The sequence below is a fragment of the Neisseria sp. P0001.S005 genome, assembly GCF_051963715.1.
Window position 1 is genome coordinate 1 of sequence record NZ_JBQCTZ010000010.1, and the last position, 20,796, is coordinate 20,796.

The window sequence follows — 20,796 nt, forward strand, 5'->3', positions numbered from 1 at the left end:
AACAGACGGCGCAAGTCGCCATCGGTAAATACGCCTTTCAGACGGCCTTCGGCATCGGTTACCGCCAACATGCCCAAACCTTTTTCACTCATGCGGACAATGGCCTCTTTCAACGGTGTACCCAACAAAACGGCAGGCAGAGCTTCGTCTTTGTGCATAATATCCGCCACGCGCAGCAGCAGGCGTTTGCCCAAACTGCCGGCCGGATGGCTTAAAGCAAAATCATCCGGCGTAAACGCACGCGCCTGCAGCAATACCACCGCCAGAGCATCGCCCAAGGCCATCACGGCGGTCGTACTGGAAGTCGGCGCAAGGCCGAGCGGACAGGCTTCTTTGGAAACCGCCGCGGTAATATGGATATCGGCATGGCGCGCCATGGTCGAAGTAGGATGGGCAGTGATACAAATAAGCGTGATGTTTTTGCGTTTCAACGCCGGAATAATCGCTGCAATTTCATCGCTTTCGCCGGAATTGGAAATGGCAACCACGACATCGTGGTCCACAATCATGCCCAAATCGCCATGCGCCGCTTCGGCAGGATGGACGAAAAACGCAGGCGTGCCCGTCGAAGCCATGGTCGCCGCCATTTTGCGGCCGATGTGTCCGGACTTACCCATGCCGGCAATTACAACCCTGCCCTTGCAGTGCAACAACGCTTCTGCCGCACGGACAAAATTGTCGTCCAACGCCGCCGCAATTTCATGCAAACCTTCGGCTTCCGTATTCAATACATCACGCGCCCAGTCGAGATAAAGTGTGTTTTCCGCCATCAAAACTACCTTTCGTGCTTGAATTTAGGTTTGTTTTGCCCAAATTAATCAGCCGTAAACTGTTCAAATTCATCGAATCGGCGTAGCATTACCGCCACTTCACAAACAAACCTATTATGTAAAAGGAATCAGAGATGACTATTTTATCGGACGTTAAAGCATTAGGACAACAAATCTGGTTGGACAATCTCTCCCGTTCGCTGGTACAAAGCGGCGAGTTGGCAGAAATGCTGAAACAAGGTGTGTGTGGCGTAACTTCCAATCCTGCCATTTTCCAAAAAGCCTTTGCCGGAGACGCGCTGTACGCCGATGAAGTAGCCGCGCTCAAACAACAAGACCTAACCCCGAAACAACGCTACGAAACCATGGCGGTTGCCGATGTGCAAGCCGCTTGCGACGTATGCCTTGCCGAACACGAATCCACCGGCGGTAAAACCGGCTTCGTCAGCCTCGAAGTTTCGCCTGAATTGTCCAAAGACGCGCAAGGTACGGTTGAAGAAGCGCGCCGCCTGCACGCCGCCATCGGCCGCAAAAATGCCATGATTAAAGTACCGGCAACCGATGAAGGCATCGAAGCACTTGAAACCCTCGTTTCAGACGGCATCAGCGTCAACCTGACCCTGCTCTTCTCCCGCGTCCAAACCCTCAAAGCCTATGCGGCCTACGCGCACGGCATTGCCAAACGTTTGAAGGCAGGACATGACGTTTCCCATATTCAAGTTGTCGCCAGCTTCTTTATTTCTCGTGTCGATGCCGCATTGGACGCCACTCTGCCCGACCACCTCAAAGGCAAAGTCGCCATTGCGCTGGCCAAAGCCGCCTATCAAGATTGGGCGCAATACTTCGGCAGCAGCGAATTTGCCGCACTTGCCGAAAAAGGTGCCAACCGCGTCCAACTTCTGTGGGCATCTACCGGCGTAAAAAACCCTGCCTATTCTGACACTTTGTACGTTGACAGCCTGATTGGCGCCCATACCGTCAACACCGTTCCCGATGCCACACTCAAAGCCTTTATCGACCACGGCACCGCCAAAGCCACGTTAACCGAAGGTGTGGACGAAGCCCAAGCGCAGCTTGCCGAAACCGCCAAACTCGGCATTGATGTCGAAACTTTGGCAACTCGTTTGCAGGAAGACGGTTTGAAACAATTTGAAGACGCTTTCGCCAAACTGCTGGCTCCCTTGGCTTAAGCGGATTGAACGGACGGCCGAGAAACTTAAATCATTTTGAAAAGTCTCAGGCCGTCTGAAACCCAAATTCGGGCGTGTACGGCACGCCCTTTTCTATCACGATTTGAATACCGCGCAGGCATACTATCCCTGCCCTACAAAACCACCCTGCCATGTATATAGGACGTTTCGCACCCAGCCCTACCGGCCTGCTTCATATCGGCTCCCTACTGACCGCCGTTGCCTCCTATGCCGACGCGCGCGTTCATCAGGGCAAATGGCTGGTCCGCATTGAAGACCTTGACCCCCCGCGCGAAATGCCCGGCGCCGCTGCCGACATTTTGCGCACGCTCGAAGCTTTCGGTTTTGAGTGGGACGGCGAAGTCACCTATCAAAGCCGCCGTTACGACCTGTATCAAGACACCCTCGACCGCCTCAAAGCAGCCGGGCTGGTGTATCCCTGCTATTGCAGCCGAAAAGACTGGCAGGCGGCGGCAACACATGGCGCAGACGGATTTGTATATAACGGCCGTTGCCGCAATCCTCAGCAAAGACCCGACACGCAAAACAAAACTCCGGCATGGCGCATTCAAGTTCCTGATCGCATGATCGGTTTTTCAGACGGCATTGTCGGACATTACGCACAAAATCTGGCACACGATATCGGCGATTTTGTCCTGCTTCGTGCCGACGGCTATTGGGCATATCAGCTTGCCGTGGTTGCCGACGATGCCGATCAAGGCATAACGCATATTGTCCGCGGTCAGGACTTGCTCGTTTCCACGCCGCGCCAAATCTATCTGCAACAATGCCTCGGCGTTCCCACACCGGCCTACGCCCACCTTCCCCTATTGACCAACAATCAAGGACAAAAATGGTCGAAACAAACCCTTGCCCCGGCTTTGGATTTGAATCAAAAAGAACAACTCCTACGCCAAGTCCTAACCTACCTCAACCTACCCGATGCACCTACCGTGAACCGTCCGCAGGAATTGCTTGATTGGGCGGTGGTACACTGGCAAATGGACAAAATCCCAAAATCGTCCATTATCACAGACTGAATTAGCACGATTACAACAAAATTACTCTAGGTATTACAATATTTCATAAAGTTATGTAAGTAATCTTCCGGTTCATCCCAAACCATGCCTAAGAAGCGAAAAATCATGTATATTTTAAAAATTTCCTAAAATTGTCACAAACTGATAATTTCAAGGTTGTAACAACATACGGCTGACGCGTTATTGAGGATGACAAAACGCGGCAGATCTCCCACGATACAACAAAAAGAATACCGCTATGCCAAGTGCCATTATTGTAGAAGACGAAGTATTAGCAGCAGAACGCTTACGTGTATTATTGGAAGAGTGCAATGTCGTACTACTCAACGTCTTTCACCATGCCATGCCAGCATTGGAGTGGCTGAGCGTCCACGAAGTCGACATCGTCTTTGCCGACATCGGCATGCCGGAAATCGACGGTCTCGAGTTTGTCGAACGCATTAAGCGTACCGCCAAGCGCCAGCCGGAAATTGTATTCACCACAGCCTATGAAGAACATGCCCTGCGCGCGTTTGAGCTGGCTGCCGCAGACTATCTGCTCAAACCAATCAAAATGACCCGCCTGCAAACCGCGCTTGACCGCATCATCGAGAAAAACCGCGAAAAAGCAGACAGTTTCACCCATTTCAAAGTGTACAACCGCGAACGCATGGTTGAAATCCCATGGCAACAGGCGCGTTACCTGATGGCGGAACACAAAACCGTCTATCTGTTTACCGGCGACGGCCACAGCTACGAATTACCGAAAACATTGGTTTACTGGGAAGAATTGCTGGGCGATAAAGTCATCCGCATCCACCGCAATGCCCTCGTCTTCCGCCACACCCTCGACAGCCTGATTCGACTGGACGATGACGAAAACGACGAATACGCATCCACATGGGGTGCTAAAATTCTCGATATTCCAACTCCGTTGCCTGTCAGCCGCCGACAACTGTCCACCCTGAGGAAAATCATTAAAAACAGCATCTAACAATGCACTCCTTGATTGGCTCTCTTTAAATCAAAGGCCGTCTGAAAAGATATTTTCAGACGGCCTGAGACCTTTGCAAAATTCCCCAAAATCCCCTAAATTCCCACCAAGACATTTAGGGGATTTCCCATGAGCACCTTCTTCCAGCAAACCGCACAAGCCATGATTGCCAAACACATCGACCGCTTCCCACTATTGAAGTTGGATCAGGTGATTGATTGGCAACCGATCGAGCAGTACCTGAATCGTCAAAGAACCCGTTACCTTAGAGACCACCGCGGCCGTCCCGCCTATCCCCTGTTGTCCATGTTCAAAGCCGTCCTGCTCGGACAATGGCACAGCCTCTCCGATCCCGAACTCGAACACAGCCTCATCACCCGCATCGATTTCAACCTGTTTTGCCGTTTTGACGAACTGAGCATCCCCGATTACAGCACCTTATGCCGCTACCGCAACTGGCTGGCGCAAGACGACACCCTGTCCGAATTGCTGGAACTGATTAACCGCCAACTGACTGAAAAAGGTTTAAAAGTAGAGAAAGCATCCGCCGCCGTCATTGACGCCACCATTATTCAGACCGCCGGCAGCAAACAGCGTCAGGCCATAGAAGTCGATGACGAAGGACAAGTCAGCGGCCAAACCACACCGAGTAAGGACAAAGATGCCCGTTGGACAAAGAAAAACGGTTTATACAGACTCGGTTACAAACAACATACCCGTACCGATGGGGAAGGCTATATCGAGAAACTGCACATCACCCCTGCCAATACCCATGAGTGCAACCACCTGTTGCCTTTGTTGGAGGGCATTGCCGAAGGTACGACCGTCTATGCCGACAAAGGCTATGACAGTAAGGAAAACCGGCAACATCTGGAAGAGCATCAGTTGTTAGACGGCATTATGCGCAAAGCCTGCCGCAACCGTCCGCTGACGGAAGCGCAAACCAAACGCATCTGAAGGCGATGTGTTTGAACCTGTTGAAAGCGGCCAACAGGCTAAGTGTGCCTGTTGCCGCCTAAAAGGCGGCCCGGATGCCTGATTATCAGGTATCCAAGGGGGGATTAAGGGGGTATTTGAATAGAATCAGTGGATATTTGAAACAAAAGCAGCCGAAAACCTTTGTTTAGGTTTCGGCTGTTGGGGGAAAGACTTTTTTGCAAAGGTCTCAGATAGTATGGCAAGGCGAGGCAATACCGTACTGGTTTAAAGTTAATCCACTATAAAACAAAGGTCGTCTGAAAACCTGTTTCCAAGTTTCAGACGACCTCTTGGTCTTCATTCGTTTGCACGAACCAATCAGAAAAACAGCTCGCGCCAGCTGATACGTTTCAAACCACAGATACGACCACCCTCAACTGCCAGAGACTCACCCTTATTTAACAGTAGGCTGCGGGTTACTTTATTGGAGAAGCATTTGTTATTTGGCGTACTCGACGTAACAGAAAGCTCTTTATCCGTACCCGTACCACCTGAATCCCCGTCTGCGGTCACAGGGGAATCATCCAATTTGCTCGGATTGAGGAAGGTAAAGTTGATAACCCCATCCTGAGTCAAACCATTGGCGTATTGCATACCAAAGCCGTCCAGCTTCCGAATAACGGTATCAGGCGTAAAACGCGCGCTGCGTGCGTTCAATGCACCTCCATTATCAGCATTCACACCAATGAACGAAGTTTTTGCTGCAGTTTTCACGCTCGTACTTGCTGGTAAACAAACATCGGCACCTGCAGATTTTTCCTCTGTAACAGAATCATAGCGACGCACAGTCACAACAGCAGTACGCAAGATCATAGTCGGTTTGACGTTTACCCGTTCACCATCACGCAAATCGATTTTCCAACCTTTTTGGGTTTTGGCAACCTGGTTGTTAGTTAGATAAATATAGCCTTCTTTTCCTTTTTCTTCAGGACGAAACTCTTGTTGCTGCAAATCACTTTCGGAAGCAGCGGTTACGGTCTGATTCGGTGTCAAATCTTCATAAATACCGTAAATAGATTGCTTGTCTTTATTGGTCAGATCATTTTGATAAATCTCACTGCCCGTACCGAAAATCACGACATATTCGTTTGCTCTGCGGCGTGAAACGGCAGGTGCGGAGGTAATCGGTTTGCTGGGTGAACCCGTAAAGATTTTAACAACCTTCCAGTTGTCCGGTTTTTCGCCGCGCAGGTCAAAACGATACATATTGCCTCCACGGTCGCCCGCATACGCAACATCAATTACACCATCAAAATCAGTGTCCACAAGGGTCGGCGTGGACAGACCGCCTACACCGTCTTGAACTTCGATTTTTTTCAACAAATCGCCCGGTGCTTTACCTGTATCGTTACCACGCTTATCGCCTGTACCAACTTCCTTACCTAGCATTTCATATACATACAATGCTGTTTCATTTTTCGTATCGGCTTTATCTTCAACACGATAACCGCTGGCAAGAAAACCTGCATAGCGAATGTTTTCTTTTATATCTACACGTCCGTTATCGGCAGGTCTGCTGACCGAGACACGCCCAATTTGCGGCGTACCAATGGTATAGCCCAATGTGTTTTTCTCACCTTTGATGGTTTCAAACAATGGAACTGTTTTATTCCACTCGGTATCAGTGACATCCAAACCTGTTTTGGTAGCTTTATCTACATTACCGCCGATATTCAGGGCATAGGCACCACGACCACCCTGACCCATCGCACCAAACATAAATACGCGCTGAGTATCATTTTCAGAAGTCTGACGCAAGGTAAATCCGCCGTTAACCATATATTCATGATTGGTAATAGACGACGTATAGCTGTCTTTGGCAATATTTTTCAAAACTTTTGCCAAAGTAACCGTCTTCACATTATTACCATCTGCGACATCCCGCTCCATTGTCGAAGGGATGTAGCTGACTTTCAGTTCATACGGATGATTTGCATCTGACGAGGTTTGGAACAAATGCACCATGCCGTCATTCGCAGCCGCAACCATATATTTCTGACGCTTGATCGTATCGTTGCCAACTTTATACTTGGCCTTATTACCGACAGCAGCAACCGAACCGTCCAAAATATCGCCCAAATCACGCTGATCACCTTCCCGAATACGGTAAACTTGACTGTACGGTGTGTTTTTTGATTTATCTTGTATTGATTTATCATCACCGATACGCCCCGTCCAATTCAGCAAATCACGCCATTCATCCGAATTTTTACCATTAGCTGCATCTGCAATATCAAAATAGGCATTGTTTAAAGTATTATTGGGAATATTATTAATAAAATAAGTACTTGAACCCGTATTAATCAGGGTTTTACGGTTTGCAAACGACGGGTACAGCTTCAATTCTTCACTACGACGACCATCCTTCCCTAATCTTTGGAAAATAATCTGGCTACTCCAAGAGTTTGTTTTCAAACCGATAACTGCCGACATCTCAGGCAGGCTGCTGCTGGTCGTTGCAGGCGCGGTCGCACCAACATCGTCGTAACCCACATTTTTCGTGCCAGGTTTAATCTGCTCTACAATGTCGTTAAATACCTTCGACAAACTTTCAGGTTTATCTGCCTCATAATAATACTCGGGGCGGCTGGCAGCCAGCTCCAAATACCTCCTTCCTGAGGGCGAAATACCTTGCCCGAAGCCTACGGTAAAGGTCTGCACCAGTTGTTTACTGTAATCGGCAGGATCTTTAGGATCGCCGTTCCAGCTTTTACCTGTATCATCCGTTCCTTCGGTTTTAAAATCCTGCTCTGCAAGTTTTTTACTGAAGAAAGCTAAGCCATCATCCATATCCCAAGAGGTATCATATGCCCCCAATTTCTCATTCCGACAATAACCTGCCTGCCTATACCCAAAATAATTATATGCTTCTCTATACTTTGGTTCTTCCAGAGAAATATTTCGTCCATAATAATCCGAATAGCGGCTTAAATCCCCATATTTAAAATCAGACTTAGGCCATTTGTATCCTCTATCATCCAAACTACAGCTAAAATTGGCATCACCGTCAGACATCAAAACCACATATGATTTCTGGCAACGGTATTTCACATTCGGCATCACAATTTGACTGACCAACTCAAAATAACGCGAGGTAGTCGGCGTACCTCCTTTGGCCTTAATCCTTTTTACCCTTTCTTCAATCTCAGTTGCCGGTATGGTAAATCCTTTGTCATCAGGAGTATCGCTCATACCGCTATTATTTAAAGTCTGCAATGCCCAGTTAAATGTACTACCATGTTCCTTCAAAACTTTACTTAACGCATCCCTTGTAATCTGAATACGGGTTTGACTGCCAATATATTCATCCATACTACCTGAATCATCAATAAACAGCATAATGTTGTGTTTAACTTCGGGCTGTTTATCAATTTTAGATTCATTTTGCAGATACAGTGGGACTTTGGCGAACTCGCCTGCTGCGGCATTTGCCACCCCGCTCATCAAGGCGAGCGCGGAGGCGATGCTGTAAATCATCGGACGGATGGAGCCGGGGCAACGTGAAGATTTGTTTTTCATAATGCGTTCTTTTTTCATAAAATCGTCGGTTGACGGATGATGACGTTGTTTTTATTTTCTCGGAATGCGATTCTAACATTTACGATGTCATTTATGTGGGGTTCGGGCTGTTTTTTTTGTCTAATGTGGCGAACAATGGCGAAAATGAAACAGACTTCATGATTGTAAAGGGAAAATCCGTTGCCAAACCACAGCTTGAACGATATGGCTTTTTGACGTAGAATGCATTGCTTCTACGGCATAGGCAGCTATGTCTGAAAAAGCACGTTACGCAGCAAAATCAAGGCTGCGGGGCGTGTTTTTTTTTAGCCGAGATTTCCGAAGGCTGTCTTTTTTGTAAACAATTTTTATTTTTCAGACGGCCTGACCCATTTTTTCGAACCGACCATCATCAGGCAAACAGGATTCCATCATGACCACACCTGCATTACTCGTTCTCGCTGACGGCAGCGTATTTCACGGCACATCAATCGGTTACGAAGGTTCGACTTCCGGCGAAGTCGTGTTCAACACTTCCATGACCGGCTATCAGGAAATCCTGACCGACCCGTCCTACTGCAAACAAATCGTTACCCTCACCTACCCGCACATCGGCAATACCGGCACCAACGCCGAAGACGAAGAAAGCCGCAGCGTTTATGCCGCAGGCTTGATTATCCGCGACCTGCCGCTGCTGCACAGCAATTTCCGCGCCTCCGAAAGCCTGCACGACTATCTGGTGCGCAACAAAACCGTCGCCATCGCTGACATCGACACCCGCCGCCTGACCACGCTGCTGCGCGAAAAAGGCGCACAAGGCGGCGCGATTCTGACCGGCGCGGACGCCACGGTTGAAAAAGCGCAAGAACTCATCGCTGCGTTCGGCAGCATGGTCGGCAAAGATTTGGCGAAAGAAGTTTCCTGCAAAGAAGCCTACGAATGGACCGAAGGTGAATGGGCGCTGGGCAAAGGTTTCGTTACCCCTGCCGAACAACCGTTCCACGTCGTCGCCTACGATTTCGGCGTGAAAACCAACATCCTGCGTATGCTTGCCGCACGCGGCTGCCGCCTGACCGTCGTCCCCGCCCAAACCAGCGCGGAAGACGTGTTGGCACTCAACCCAGACGGCGTGTTCCTCTCCAACGGCCCCGGCGACCCCGAGCCTTGCGACTACGCCATCGAAGCCGTGCAAAAACTGATGACAAGCGGCAAGCCCATCTTCGGCATCTGCTTGGGACACCAGCTCATCAGCCTCGCCATCGGCGCAAAAACCCTGAAAATGCACTTCAGCCACCACGGCGCGAACCACCCCGTGCAAGACTTGGACAGCGGCAAAGTCGTCATCACCAGCCAAAACCACGGTTTCGCCGTCGATGCCGACACCCTGCCCGCCAACGCAAGGATTACCCACAAATCCTTGTTCGACAATACCTTGCAGGGCATCGAGCTGACCGACAAACCCGTGTTCTGCTTCCAAGGCCACCCCGAAGCCAGCCCCGGCCCGCAAGATGTCGGTTATCTGTTTGACAAATTCATTGACAATATGAAAGCGGCAAAACAATAAACCGCCTTTCCAGACGACCTTTCGACTCAACAAGGTCGTCTGAAACCCGATAAAAATCAAAACATAAAAAACAAAAATTCAGACGACCCCTCAACACAAAACGTCGTCTGAAAAATCAATCTCTCAAATCAGAAAGGAAAAGCATGACTGAAAAACAAATGCGCATCCTCTCCGTCGTCGCCACCCTGACCGCCGTAGGCATGTACGTTTCCTACATCCCGCAAATCCAAAACAACCTCGCGGGCAACCCCGGCTCGCCGCTGCAACCCCTCGTCGCCGCCATCAACTGCACATTATGGGTTGCCTACGGCTTTTTGAAAGAAAAACGCGACTACCCCGTCATGCTGGCAAACGCCCCCGGTATCATTTTGGGCTTGATTACGTTTATTACCAGTTTTTAAGGAAGTTTTCAGACGGCCTGTGCAAAATAAAAACGTAAAAGGTCGTCTGAAAAAAGATTGTCATCAAGGCGTTTCCCACACCTGATAATAAAAAAATGAACCCGCCTGAAAAACTATTGACCACCGACAACCCCGCCCTGTATCAACGCGCCAAAGCCATGCGTCAAGAAATGAGCAAGGCGGAAGCGAAATTGTGGCAGCACCTGCGGGTAGGCCGTCTGAACGGCTATAAATTCCGCCGCCAGCAGCCGATTGGAAACTATATTGTTGATTTTATGTGCGTAACGCCCAAGTTGATTGTCGAAGCAGACGGTGGGCAACATACAGAACAAGCCGCATACGACCACGCGCGAACGGCACATCTCAACAGCCTGGGCTTTACCGTGCTGCGTTTTTGGAACCACGAAATTTTGCAGCAGACAAACGATGTGCTGGCGGAAATCCTGCGCGTGTTACAAGAATTGGAAAAGCAGCCTGCACAGTAGCAGATGGCTGATTTTGATTGGATTTTTGAAAATAATAGTGTAAAGCTGCCTGAATTGAGCGTTTATAAAGGTCGTCTGAAAAGCAAAAAGCAGCCTGCACAACCTGTTTTTCTTGCAGAACCCTTAAACCGAACAGCCACCCCGTCCTCTCTCCTCGTGGGAGAGAGTTAGAGAGAGGGTAACAAGCCGCAAGGCTTGTATTGGGGCGGTTAGGGTATTGGGAAAGATTGCCGCGATTTGGAAGAATACCCTCTCTCCAACCCTCCCCCACGGGGGAGGGAGTAGGTTGCAGCAGGTTCAAGCGTTGCAGGTCGTCTGAAAAAGAATGCCCGAAATATCAACGGCAGGAATTTTTCAGGTAGCCTTTATCGCAAGGCAGGTGGAATAAACGCCGCGAGCGTTTTTCAGACGGCCTTTGAACCCATCGGTAGTGTGTGTACCGCAAGGCACGCACGCGGTGGGTTGGGGTTGCAGGGAAAATAGAGAACGCGTGCGTACCGCACACACCCTACATGCGGGCTGCGGCTTGCTTCTGACACTGATGCCAGTTAATCTGGCAGTATCAGAAGTAGTCAAATCCAAGGCAAATAGCCGTAGAATTTGACGAAATTGTGGTCAGAAATTTTGCTGAACTTTTGATACTTGTTTTTTAATTTCATTTCAGAAGCTTATCACTGATTTGGGTGATTTTGCTTCCTAAGCCCCAAACAAATTATTAGAATTTGAATAATATTATATGAAAAATCACGGATCCCCAAACAACCTCATTCCTATGGGCATGGTTTTATTAACTTTCATAATTTGTGCATTCGTTATTATTTTTATAATAGCAATAACAAATTGGGGCTGGATTAAAGAGGCTTATGCATGGATTATTAATAACAATGAATCCATAATTAAATTAGTTAGTTTAATATTGTTTCCCATATCATTTTTTCTTTATTCGTTAGCAACAAAAAAATACATGATAAACAATACTACTGAAGAAATGCTCAATTTCTTTAGCATTCCATACACGCTGCAAGAAGATAGTTTTATTATAAAAACAAACATAAATTATTGGCTTGAGTGCATTGAAAAAATAACCGTACTTGTTGCTATAGTAAGTATTTATTTAACTATAATACGTTTTTTCTCAGTTAATACACCTGTTGATGCTGTTGTATCGATAGTATCAATACTAATCATGCCAATATCAATAGTATTTTTATATATGCATTACTCCATGAAAATACTTACATCTTTAATTTTTAGAAAATATACTCCTGTAAAATTCAAAAAAGAAATTCGTGCAATTCCGTCTTCAACAAAAGAAAAGTTAAAAGAAAAGTTATCAAAAGAGAAGTTAAAAGAAATCCTTCCTGTATTATTTTACATTTTGCTTGTTTCCTTTGTTTCAACAGTCATGATTTTCTATTTCCCCATAATCATTGGTGTTCAAATGGCACCAACTAAACAAGAACCACTTGAATACTGTCAAATTAAAAATTTGCCACCTCAAACGCAAAACCACTGTAAAGAAAAAAGTAACCTTTTAAAAATAAAATAAGGAAATCCCCATGCCCAAACGTACCGACCTAAAATCCATCCTTATCATCGGCGCCGGCCCTATCGTTATCGGTCAGGCCTGCGAATTTGACTATTCGGGCGCACAGGCCTGCAAGGCTTTGCGTGAAGAAGGCTATAAAGTCATTCTGGTGAATTCCAACCCCGCCACCATCATGACCGACCCTGAAATGGCGGATGTTACCTACATCGAGCCGATTATGTGGCAGACGGTGGAGAAGATTATCGCCAAAGAGCGGCCCGATGCGATTCTGCCCACGATGGGCGGCCAGACCGCGCTGAACTGTGCGCTCGATTTGGCGCGCAACGGCGTGCTGGCGAAATACAATGTCGAGCTGATCGGCGCAACGGAAGATGCGATCGACAAGGCGGAAGACCGCGGCCGCTTTAAGGAGGCGATGGAGAAAATCGGCCTCTCCTGCCCGAAATCCTTTGTCTGCCACACGATGAACGAAGCCTTGGCAGCGCAGGAACAGGTCGGCTTTCCGACGCTGATTCGTCCGTCTTTCACGATGGGCGGTTCGGGCGGCGGCATTGCCTACAATAAAGACGAGTTTTTGGCGATTTGCGAACGCGGTTTCGATGCGTCGCCCACGCATGAGCTGTTGATTGAGCAGTCCGTGCTCGGCTGGAAAGAGTACGAGATGGAAGTGGTGCGCGACAAGGCGGACAACTGCATCATCATCTGTTCGATTGAAAACTTCGATCCGATGGGCGTGCATACGGGCGACTCGATTACGGTTGCGCCGGCGCAAACGCTGACGGACAAAGAATATCAAATCATGCGCAACGCTTCGTTGGCGGTATTGCGCGAAATTGGCGTGGATACGGGCGGCTCGAACGTGCAGTTTGCGGTAAACCCTGAAAACGGCGAGATGATTGTGATTGAAATGAACCCGCGCGTGAGCCGTTCGTCCGCGCTGGCTTCCAAAGCGACGGGCTTCCCGATTGCGAAGGTGGCGGCGAAACTGGCTGTCGGCTTTACGCTGGACGAGTTGCGCAACGACATCACCGGCGGCCGCACGCCCGCGTCGTTCGAGCCTTCCATCGACTATGTCGTGACCAAAATCCCGCGTTTCGCGTTTGAAAAATTCCCCGCTGCAGACGACCGCCTGACCACGCAGATGAAATCGGTGGGCGAAGTGATGGCGATGGGCCGCACCATTCAGGAAAGCTTCCAAAAAGCCTTGCGCGGTTTGGAAACCGGCTTGTGCGGCTTCAATCCGAGAAGCTCCGACAAAGCGGAAATTCGCCGCGAACTGGCCAACCCCGGCCCCGAGCGTATGCTGTTTGTGGCAGACGCGTTCCGCACGGGCTTCACGCTGGAAGAAATCCACGAAATCTGCGCCATCGACCCTTGGTTCTTGGCGCAAATCGAAGACTTGGTGAAAGAAGAGCAGCAGGTAAGTGCAGGCTGCCTGCAAGATTTGGATTTCTCCGCCTTACGTCGTCTGAAACGCAAAGGCTTCTCCGACAAACGCATCGCGCAGCTTTTGGGCGTAAAAGAAAAAGAAGTGCGCGAACACCGCTATGCGCTGAACCTGCATCCCGTGTATAAACGCGTCGATACCTGCGCCGCCGAGTTCGCCACCGAAACCGCCTACCTCTACTCTACTTATGAAGAAGAATGCGAAGCGCGTCCTTCCGACCGTAAAAAAGTGATGATTCTCGGCGGCGGTCCGAACCGCATCGGCCAAGGCATCGAGTTTGACTACTGCTGCGTTCACGCCGCGCTTGCCCTGCGCGAATCGGGCTTTGAAACCATCATGGTGAACTGCAACCCCGAAACCGTGTCCACCGACTTCGACACTAGCGACCGCCTGTATTTCGAGCCGCTGACGCTGGAAGACGTGTTGGAAATCGTCCGCACCGAAAACCCGTGGGGCGTGATTGTGCATTACGGCGGCCAAACCCCGCTCAAACTCGCCAACGCGCTGGTTGAAAACGGCGTGAACATCATCGGCACGTCCGCCGACAGCATCGACGCCGCCGAAGACCGCGAACGCTTCCAAAAAGTGTTGAACGACTTAGGCCTGCGCCAACCACCCAACCGCATCGCCCACAACGAAGAAGAAGCGCTCGTCAAAGCCGAAGAAATCGGCTATCCGCTGGTCGTTCGCCCGTCTTACGTCCTCGGCGGCCGCGCCATGCAGGTTGTCCATTCCGCTGAAGAGCTGCAAAAATACATGCGCGAAGCCGTGCAGGTATCCGAAGACAGCCCTGTATTGCTCGACTTCTTCCTGAACAACGCGATTGAAGTCGATGTGGACTGCGTTTCAGACGGCAAAGACGTCGTTATCGGCGGCATCATGCAACACGTCGAACAGGCAGGCATCCACTCCGGCGACTCCGGCTGCTCGCTGCCGCCCTACTCGCTCAGCGAAGAAATCCAAGACGAAATCCGCCGCCAAACCAAAGCCATGGCGTACGCGCTGGGCGTGGTCGGCCTGATGAACGTACAGTTTGCCGTGCAGGACGGCGTGGTGTTCGTGCTGGAAGTAAACCCGCGCGCCAGCCGTACCGTTCCCTTCGTCTCCAAAGCCACCGGCGTGCCGCTCGCCAAAGTCGGCGCGCGCTGCATGGCAGGCATTTCCCTGCAAGAGCAAGGCGTGGAAAAAGAAGTCGTCCCCGATTTCTATGCCGTTAAAGAAGCCGTCTTCCCCTTCATCAAATTCCCCGGCGTGGACACCATCCTCGGCCCCGAAATGCGCTCCACCGGCGAAGTGATGGGCGTGGGCGCAAGCTTCGGCGAAGCCTACTACAAAGCCCAACTCGGCGCAGGCGAACGCCTGAACCCGACCGGCAAAATCTTCCTCGCCGTACGCGACGAAGACAAACCGCTCATCGTCAAAACCGCGCAAAACTTCCAAGCCTTAGGCTACGGCGTCTGCGCCACACGCGGCACCGCCGAATACCTGAAAGAGCACGGCATCATCGTGCAAGCGGTGAACAAAGTACAGGAAGGCCGTCCGCACATCGTGGACGCGATTAAAAACGGCGAAATCGCGCTGGTGGTGAACACCGTCAGCAGCTCGGCGCAATCCATCTCCGACAGCCACAGCATCCGCCGCACCTCCCTCACCCAACGCGTGCCGCAATACACCACCATCGCCGGCGGCGAAGCCATGAGCGAAGGCGCAAAAAGCCGCGACCACCTGGGCGTGTACAGCGTACAGGAGTTGCATGGACGGTTGAAAAACAAAGCCTAATCAATCCTATCGGATTTAAATAGCTAAAAGGCCGTCTGAAACCTGATTGCTCAGTTTCAGACGGCCTTTTCATATTTCAAATTCCAACCGTCTGTCCATCAAAACAACCTTTTCTGCCATCTCCAAACAAGCAATAGCAACATGAAATATAATTTCGTTATTGATTGGATTCATACGACAAAATTGTTGTTTTTTCATCATAATCCAAAAATATCGAGTTTAACGCCTATTCTCCTTGCTTTATAATGGCCGTCTGAAATAAAAATACAATTAAAGCAGAAGCATGTCTTTGCAATTTAAGCAGATTTGCATAATTAAACATATGCTTTAATCATAATAATGATAAAATAATACGGCTTTCCTCTAAATTAAAGGGAAAACTGCACAAGAAACGGAAAATAAAATGAGTGTCGGATTATTGCGTGTTTTGGTTCAAAGCCAGACCATCTCAAATCAACAAGCGGAACATTACAACAGCCTTTTACAATCGGGCAAAGAAATCCTGCCCAACCTGTTTTCAGACGGCATCATCTCCCCTAAAGCTTTGGGAGAGTTGGTTGCGCGCGTATTCAGCTATCCCCTTTTGGATTTGCGCTACTACCCGCGCAATAATGTAGTCAGCGACATTCTGACGGAAGAGCAAATGGTGCAAAACCGTTGCATTCCGATTTTCAAACGCGGACGCAAGGTTTATTTCGCCGTATCCGATCCGACCCAAATCCAAAAATTTCAAAAAATTGCTTTTGCTTCAGGTTTAAGTGTCGACTTGGTAGTAGTTCCAGACGACCAGCTCAGCTCATTGCTGGAATGGCTAGGTCAACGTTCGACCACCATTCTGAAAGAAATCAACGACGAACATGAAGCAACGCAGCAATCGCAATCGCTTTATATCGACAATGAAGAAGCTGAAGACGGTCCAATCCCCCGCTTCATCCATAAAACCTTATCCGATGCCCTGAACGCGGGCGCATCGGATATCCACTTTGAATTCTACGAGCAAATGGCGCGCGTTCGTTTCCGCGTGGACGGACAATTGCGTGAAGTCGTACAGCCTCCTGTCGCCGTGCGCGGCCAGTTGGCATCGCGCATCAAAGTGATGGCGCGTTTGGATATTTCCGAAAAACGTATTCCGCAAGACGGCAGAATTCAAATTGCCTTCCATAAACACGGCCGTCCGATTGACTTCCGTGTCAGCACATTGCCGACGTTGTTTGGCGAAAAAGTGGTAATGCGTATCCTAAATTCCGATGGTACATCGCTCAATATCGACCAGCTCGGCTTAGAGCCTTTCCAAAAAGAAATGCTGCTTGAGGCCATCAACCGCCCTTACGGCATGGTGTTGGTTACCGGTCCGACAGGTTCGGGCAAAACCGTTTCACTCTATACCTGCCTGAGTATTTTGAACACGGAAGATGTGAACATTTCGACGGCCGAGGATCCGGCCGAGATTAACCTGCCGGGCGTCAACCAAGTCAACGTCAATGAGAAACAAGGTCTGACGTTTGCTGCCGCACTCCGATCCTTCTTGCGCCAAGATCCTGATATTATTATGGTCGGTGAGATCCGAGACTTGGAAACCGCCGACATCGCCATTAAAGCCGCCCAAACCGGCCACATGGTTTTCTCGACCCTGCATACCAATAATGCACCGGCCACGCTGTCCCGCCTTTTGAACATGGGCGTAGCGCCTTTCAATATCGCCAGCTCGGTCAGCCTGATTATGGCGCAAAGGCTGTTGCGCAGACTGTGTCCAAACTGCAAACGCGAAGTTGAACGCCCGCCGGTTCCGGCATTGAAAAAAGCCGGCTTTACCGATACGGACTTGGCTCAAGATTGGAAACTCTACCGCCCGGTTGGCTGCGACAGCTGCCGCGGCAAAGGCTTTAAAGGCCGCGTCGGTATTTATGAAGTCATGCCGGTCAGCGATGAAATGCAAAAAGTCATTATGAACAACGGTACAGAAGTTGATATCATGAACATGGCCTATCAGGAAGGCATGGTAGACTTGCGTCGCGCCGGCCTCATGAAAGTCATGCAAGGCCTGACCTCGTTGGAAGAAGTGACTGCTCATACCAATGACTAAACTGCCATATTTTCGAAAATTAAAATAAAGCGGCACGGGGAAACAGTCCGCTTTATTTCTTACTAACAAGGGATAACACATGGCTCAAGCAGAGCAAAAAAGAAGTCTGTTCGGCTCAAGAAGCAAAGGCAAGCGTTTTACTTTTGAAGGAAAAAATACCGAGACCGAACGTCTTGTCCATGGTGAAGTAGTTGCCAAAGACGAAGAAGAAGCACGCAAGAAACTCCAACGCAGAGGCATTCGTCCTTTGCGTATCAGCAAAGTTAAAACCGCACGCAAACGCCGTATTACCCAAGAAGACATTACAGTGTTCACCCGCCAACTGGCAACGATGATGAAGGCAGGCTTACCGCTGATGCAGGCTTTTGAAATCGTTGCGCGCGGCCACTCCAATCCGAGCATGACCGAAATGCTGATGCAGGTTCGCTCCGATGTCGAACAAGGTAGCGCATTGGGTAAATCGTTCTCCAAATATCCAAAATATTTCGACCGCTTTTATTGTAATCTGGTTAGCGCAGGCGAGTCCGGCGGCGTACTGGAAAGCCTATTGGACAAACTGGCTGTCTATAAAGAAAAAACGCAAGCCATTAAGAAAAAGGTTAAAACCGCACTGACCTACCCGATTGCCATTATCGTGGTGGCAATTGCGCTTATCTTCATCATGATGATGTTTGTACTGCCTGCCTTTAAAGAAGTTTATGCCAATATGGGGGCAGAGCTGCCAAGCCTTACCCAACTCGTCATGAGCTTGTCCGATTTATTCGTCGACTATGGCTGGATTATGATCATCCTTTTGATTGTTTCCGCCTTCGGCCTGTACAAACTCCATGAAAAATCGCCTACCTTCCAAAAACGAATCGATGCTCTGATTTTGAGACTCCCTGTTTTTGGCGCCATCGTCCGTAAAGCAACCATTGCCCGTTGGGCGCGTACGACTTCCACCCTCTTCGCAGCCGGCGTTCCTTTGGTGGAAGTATTAGATTCAGTTGCAGGCGCATCCGGCAATATTCTCTATGAAGAAGCCACTCAAGACATCCGCGCCAAGGTAACCCAAGGTCTGTCGCTGACATCCAGTATGCAAAGTACGGATATGTTCCCCAATATGGTGATCCAAATGGCGGCCATCGGCGAAGAGTCAGGCTCTTTGGACGATATGCTGAACAAAGCTGCCGAATTCTACGAAGATGAAGTAGACAACTCCGTCTCCCGATTGTCTCACTTGATGGAGTCTATCATCATGGTGGTATTGGGTTCGCTCATCGGTATCTTGCTGATTGCCATGTATCTGCCGCTGTTTAACTTGGGTAATGTCGTAGGTTGATATGCTTGATAGTATTTACTCTGCCATCGACGCCCTCTCCGTTCTTGCGCCATTCGCCATTCCTTTAGCCGTTATTTTAGGATTGCTGATTGGCAGCTTTCTAAACGTTGTCATTTATCGCACGCCGATAATGATGGAACGCGAATGGACACAATTTTCTAAAGAGCATTTGGGCATCAAGCTGACAGATGAAGAAAAACAGCCATTTAATCTGTGCAAACCGAATTCACGCTGCCCAAAATGCAAAAACCCAGTCAAACCTTGGCAAAACATCCCCATCCTCAGCTATGTTTTACTGGGCGGGAAATGCCACTCCTGCAAAACCGCTATCGGCATACGCTATCCGCTGATTGAGCTGCTGACAAGTGTCTTATTCAGTATTGTCGCGTGGCAATACGGCTGGTCATGTACAACTATTGGTGGATTAATTTTGACTGCCATATTGATTGCGCTGACCTTTATTGATGCCGATACACAATATTTACCCGACAGCCTGACTCAGCCCCTAATCTGGATCGGCCTGCTGTTTAATCTGAATGACACATTCGTACCCCTGCATTCAGCCGTTTTAGGCGCAATCGCAGGCTATATGAGCCTTTATACTTTATGCGCCGTCTATAAACTTCTGACCGGTAAAATCGGCATGGGCAATGGCGACTTCAAACTTTTGGCCGCGCTCGGGGCATGGCTGGGCGTAGGTATCTTGCCTGTTCTGATCTTCATGGCTGCCTTAGTCGGACTGGTGGGCGCACTCATTGCCCGCGTTGGTAAAGGTCAATATTTTGCTTTTGGTCCCAGCCTTGCTGTAGCAGGATGGATTATTTTGGTTGCCAATGCACCTATTACCCAACTGGTACAATGGTGGCTCGTACAATCAGGATTCCGATAATGACATTATGGATAGGCTTGACCGGCGGTATCGGTAGCGGTAAATCATCTATTGCCCAAATGTTTGCCGAACTTGGCGCACCCATTATTGATGCCGATGCCATCAGCCGTTCACTGACCGCTGAAAACGGTGAAGCCCTTCCTGCCATCCGCCAGCTTTTCGGCGATGAGGTTTTTGACAGTGAAGGCCGTCTGAATCGTATGGCTTTACGGGAAGAAGTTTTCAGACGGCCTCAATCCAAAAAACAACTGGAAAACCTGCTTCTGCCATTAATCTTAAACAAAATCCAGCAGCAGAAACAACAACTTGCCTCATCCGCCTACGGCATTGTCGATGTACCGCTTTTGATTGAGAATCCGGCATTTAAAGCGGAGACTGACCGCATTTTGGTTGTAGATGTTCCAGAGTCCGTCCAAATCGAACGCGTACATCAACGCAATGGTTTTTCAAAAGAACAAACGCGTCAAATCATGGCCACCCAAGCTTCTCGATGTGAAAGACTGCTGCATGCCGACGATGTATTGGATAATACTCATAGCATGGAAGAAGCAAAAATCAAGGTTGCCCGCTTGCATCAATACTATCAATCCATTGCACAATCACTGAAAGAAACTGCATGACCGCTCCTGTTGTAAAATGTCCAACTTGCCACAAAGAAGTCGTTTGGAACACCGACAGCCCCTACCGCCCTTTCTGCAGCAAACGGTGCAAACTCATTGATTTAGGCGAATGGGCACAAGAAAAATACACCGTTTCTTCGGAAGACAACCCCTTTTCAGACCTGTTGGACGGCAAATAAACTGCGCTGTTTCCTTCAGCCTATTCAAAA

At 49.2% G+C, this 20,796-nt stretch carries 16 protein-coding genes and 2 pseudogenes; 14 read left to right on the top strand and 4 right to left on the bottom strand.

Annotation, left to right across the window (positions count from 1 at the left end):
• The coding region (locus ACTHSP_RS02740) for a KpsF/GutQ family sugar-phosphate isomerase (protein WP_440345602.1) at positions 1–770 on the bottom strand (770 nt) is incomplete at its 3' end.
• Positions 771–904: 134 nt separating this feature from the next.
• Between ACTHSP_RS02740 and tal the strand changes: the two genes are divergently transcribed.
• From tal to ACTHSP_RS02760, 4 genes and pseudogenes are all read left to right on the top strand, one after another.
• Positions 905–1,960, top strand: coding sequence for a transaldolase (gene tal / locus ACTHSP_RS02745; protein WP_308111777.1), 1,056 nt, complete (start codon positions 905–907; stop codon positions 1,958–1,960).
• A gap of 152 nt (positions 1,961–2,112) precedes the next feature.
• On the top strand, positions 2,113–3,000 hold the full coding sequence (gene gluQRS / locus ACTHSP_RS02750) for a tRNA glutamyl-Q(34) synthetase GluQRS (protein WP_440345603.1): 888 nt from the start codon (positions 2,113–2,115) through the stop codon (positions 2,998–3,000).
• 238 nt (positions 3,001–3,238) lie between these two features.
• Positions 3,239–3,973: a LytR/AlgR family response regulator transcription factor gene (locus ACTHSP_RS02755; RefSeq protein WP_003686784.1), complete on the top strand. Its 735-nt coding sequence runs from the start codon at positions 3,239–3,241 to the stop codon at positions 3,971–3,973.
• Between the two features lie 129 nt (positions 3,974–4,102).
• A pseudogene (locus ACTHSP_RS02760) lies at positions 4,103–4,992 on the top strand (IS5 family transposase).
• 277 nt (positions 4,993–5,269) lie between these two features.
• Here ACTHSP_RS02760 and pilC read toward each other — a convergent pair.
• Positions 5,270–8,488 (bottom strand): PilC family type IV pilus tip adhesin, encoded by a 3,219-nt coding sequence (gene pilC / locus ACTHSP_RS02765; RefSeq protein WP_049351732.1) that lies wholly within the window; start codon positions 8,486–8,488, stop codon positions 5,270–5,272.
• Positions 8,489–8,882: 394 nt separating this feature from the next.
• On the opposite strand from pilC, the gene carA reads away from it, so the two are divergent.
• The 3 genes from carA (at position 8,883) to ACTHSP_RS02780 (ending at position 10,899) form a co-directional block, all read left to right on the top strand.
• A complete protein-coding gene (gene carA, locus ACTHSP_RS02770; protein WP_440345604.1) occupies positions 8,883–10,013 on the top strand; it encodes a glutamine-hydrolyzing carbamoyl-phosphate synthase small subunit in 1,131 nt (376 codons plus the stop codon).
• 143 nt (positions 10,014–10,156) lie between these two features.
• Complete coding sequence (locus tag ACTHSP_RS02775; protein ID WP_016687622.1) at positions 10,157–10,414, top strand: SemiSWEET family transporter; 258 nt, start codon at positions 10,157–10,159, stop codon at positions 10,412–10,414.
• A gap of 95 nt (positions 10,415–10,509) precedes the next feature.
• Positions 10,510–10,899, top strand: a complete 390-nt coding sequence (locus ACTHSP_RS02780; RefSeq protein WP_440345605.1) for an endonuclease domain-containing protein — start codon at positions 10,510–10,512, stop codon at positions 10,897–10,899.
• A gap of 337 nt (positions 10,900–11,236) precedes the next feature.
• Here the strand turns inward: ACTHSP_RS02780 and ACTHSP_RS02785 are convergent, their stop codons facing one another.
• Positions 11,237–11,404 (bottom strand): hypothetical protein, encoded by a 168-nt coding sequence (locus tag ACTHSP_RS02785; RefSeq protein WP_318250562.1) that lies wholly within the window; start codon positions 11,402–11,404, stop codon positions 11,237–11,239.
• 23 nt (positions 11,405–11,427) lie between these two features.
• Positions 11,428–11,558, bottom strand: a pseudogene (locus ACTHSP_RS02790) (IS1595 family transposase); the annotation flags it as partial.
• Positions 11,559–11,635: 77 nt separating this feature from the next.
• On the opposite strand from ACTHSP_RS02790, the gene ACTHSP_RS02795 reads away from it, so the two are divergent.
• From ACTHSP_RS02795 to yacG, 7 genes are all read left to right on the top strand, one after another.
• Positions 11,636–12,448 (top strand): hypothetical protein, encoded by an 813-nt coding sequence (locus tag ACTHSP_RS02795; protein WP_003744210.1) that lies wholly within the window; start codon positions 11,636–11,638, stop codon positions 12,446–12,448.
• A 10-nt stretch (positions 12,449–12,458) separates the two neighbouring features.
• Positions 12,459–15,674: a carbamoyl-phosphate synthase large subunit gene (gene carB / locus ACTHSP_RS02800; protein WP_440345606.1), complete on the top strand. Its 3,216-nt coding sequence runs from the start codon at positions 12,459–12,461 to the stop codon at positions 15,672–15,674.
• 403 nt (positions 15,675–16,077) lie between these two features.
• Positions 16,078–17,757 carry a type IV-A pilus assembly ATPase PilB gene (gene pilB / locus ACTHSP_RS02805; protein ID WP_003685901.1) on the top strand — a complete coding sequence of 560 codons (1,680 nt, stop codon included), beginning with the start codon at positions 16,078–16,080 and terminating at the stop codon, positions 17,755–17,757.
• 79 nt (positions 17,758–17,836) lie between these two features.
• Positions 17,837–19,078 (top strand): type II secretion system F family protein, encoded by a 1,242-nt coding sequence (locus ACTHSP_RS02810; RefSeq protein ID WP_137041172.1) that lies wholly within the window; start codon positions 17,837–17,839, stop codon positions 19,076–19,078.
• Between the two features lies 1 nt (position 19,079).
• On the top strand, positions 19,080–19,967 hold the full coding sequence (locus ACTHSP_RS02815) for a prepilin peptidase (protein ID WP_049351722.1): 888 nt from the start codon (positions 19,080–19,082) through the stop codon (positions 19,965–19,967).
• Positions 19,967–20,587: a dephospho-CoA kinase gene (gene coaE, locus ACTHSP_RS02820; protein WP_049351721.1), complete on the top strand. Its 621-nt coding sequence runs from the start codon at positions 19,967–19,969 to the stop codon at positions 20,585–20,587. The genes ACTHSP_RS02815 and coaE overlap by 1 nt, the downstream gene beginning before the upstream one ends.
• Complete coding sequence (gene yacG, locus ACTHSP_RS02825) at positions 20,584–20,766, top strand: DNA gyrase inhibitor YacG (RefSeq protein WP_440345607.1); 183 nt, start codon at positions 20,584–20,586, stop codon at positions 20,764–20,766. The genes coaE and yacG overlap by 4 nt, the downstream gene beginning before the upstream one ends.
• Positions 20,767–20,796: the final 30 nt, after the last annotated feature.

Excerpts from the sequence above, each read along its gene's own strand:
- ACTHSP_RS02815 (WP_049351722.1), top strand. The coding sequence starts at position 19,080 with ATGCTTGATAGTATTTACTCTGCCATCGACGCCCTCTCCGTTCTTGCG.
- tal (WP_308111777.1), top strand. The coding sequence starts at position 905 with ATGACTATTTTATCGGACGTTAAAGCATTAGGACAACAAATCTGGTTG.
- pilB (WP_003685901.1), top strand. The coding sequence starts at position 16,078 with ATGAGTGTCGGATTATTGCGTGTTTTGGTTCAAAGCCAGACCATCTCA.
- ACTHSP_RS02795 (WP_003744210.1), top strand. The coding sequence starts at position 11,636 with ATGAAAAATCACGGATCCCCAAACAACCTCATTCCTATGGGCATGGTT.
- pilC (WP_049351732.1), bottom strand. The coding sequence starts at position 8,488 with ATGAAAAAAGAACGCATTATGAAAAACAAATCTTCACGTTGCCCCGGC.
- ACTHSP_RS02780 (WP_440345605.1), top strand. The coding sequence starts at position 10,510 with ATGAACCCGCCTGAAAAACTATTGACCACCGACAACCCCGCCCTGTAT.
- carA (WP_440345604.1), top strand. The coding sequence starts at position 8,883 with ATGACCACACCTGCATTACTCGTTCTCGCTGACGGCAGCGTATTTCAC.
- coaE (WP_049351721.1), top strand. The coding sequence starts at position 19,967 with ATGACATTATGGATAGGCTTGACCGGCGGTATCGGTAGCGGTAAATCA.
- ACTHSP_RS02775 (WP_016687622.1), top strand. The coding sequence starts at position 10,157 with ATGACTGAAAAACAAATGCGCATCCTCTCCGTCGTCGCCACCCTGACC.
- yacG (WP_440345607.1), top strand. The coding sequence starts at position 20,584 with ATGACCGCTCCTGTTGTAAAATGTCCAACTTGCCACAAAGAAGTCGTT.
- gluQRS (WP_440345603.1), top strand. The coding sequence starts at position 2,113 with ATGTATATAGGACGTTTCGCACCCAGCCCTACCGGCCTGCTTCATATC.
- ACTHSP_RS02810 (WP_137041172.1), top strand. The coding sequence starts at position 17,837 with ATGGCTCAAGCAGAGCAAAAAAGAAGTCTGTTCGGCTCAAGAAGCAAA.
- ACTHSP_RS02755 (WP_003686784.1), top strand. The coding sequence starts at position 3,239 with ATGCCAAGTGCCATTATTGTAGAAGACGAAGTATTAGCAGCAGAACGC.
- carB (WP_440345606.1), top strand. The coding sequence starts at position 12,459 with ATGCCCAAACGTACCGACCTAAAATCCATCCTTATCATCGGCGCCGGC.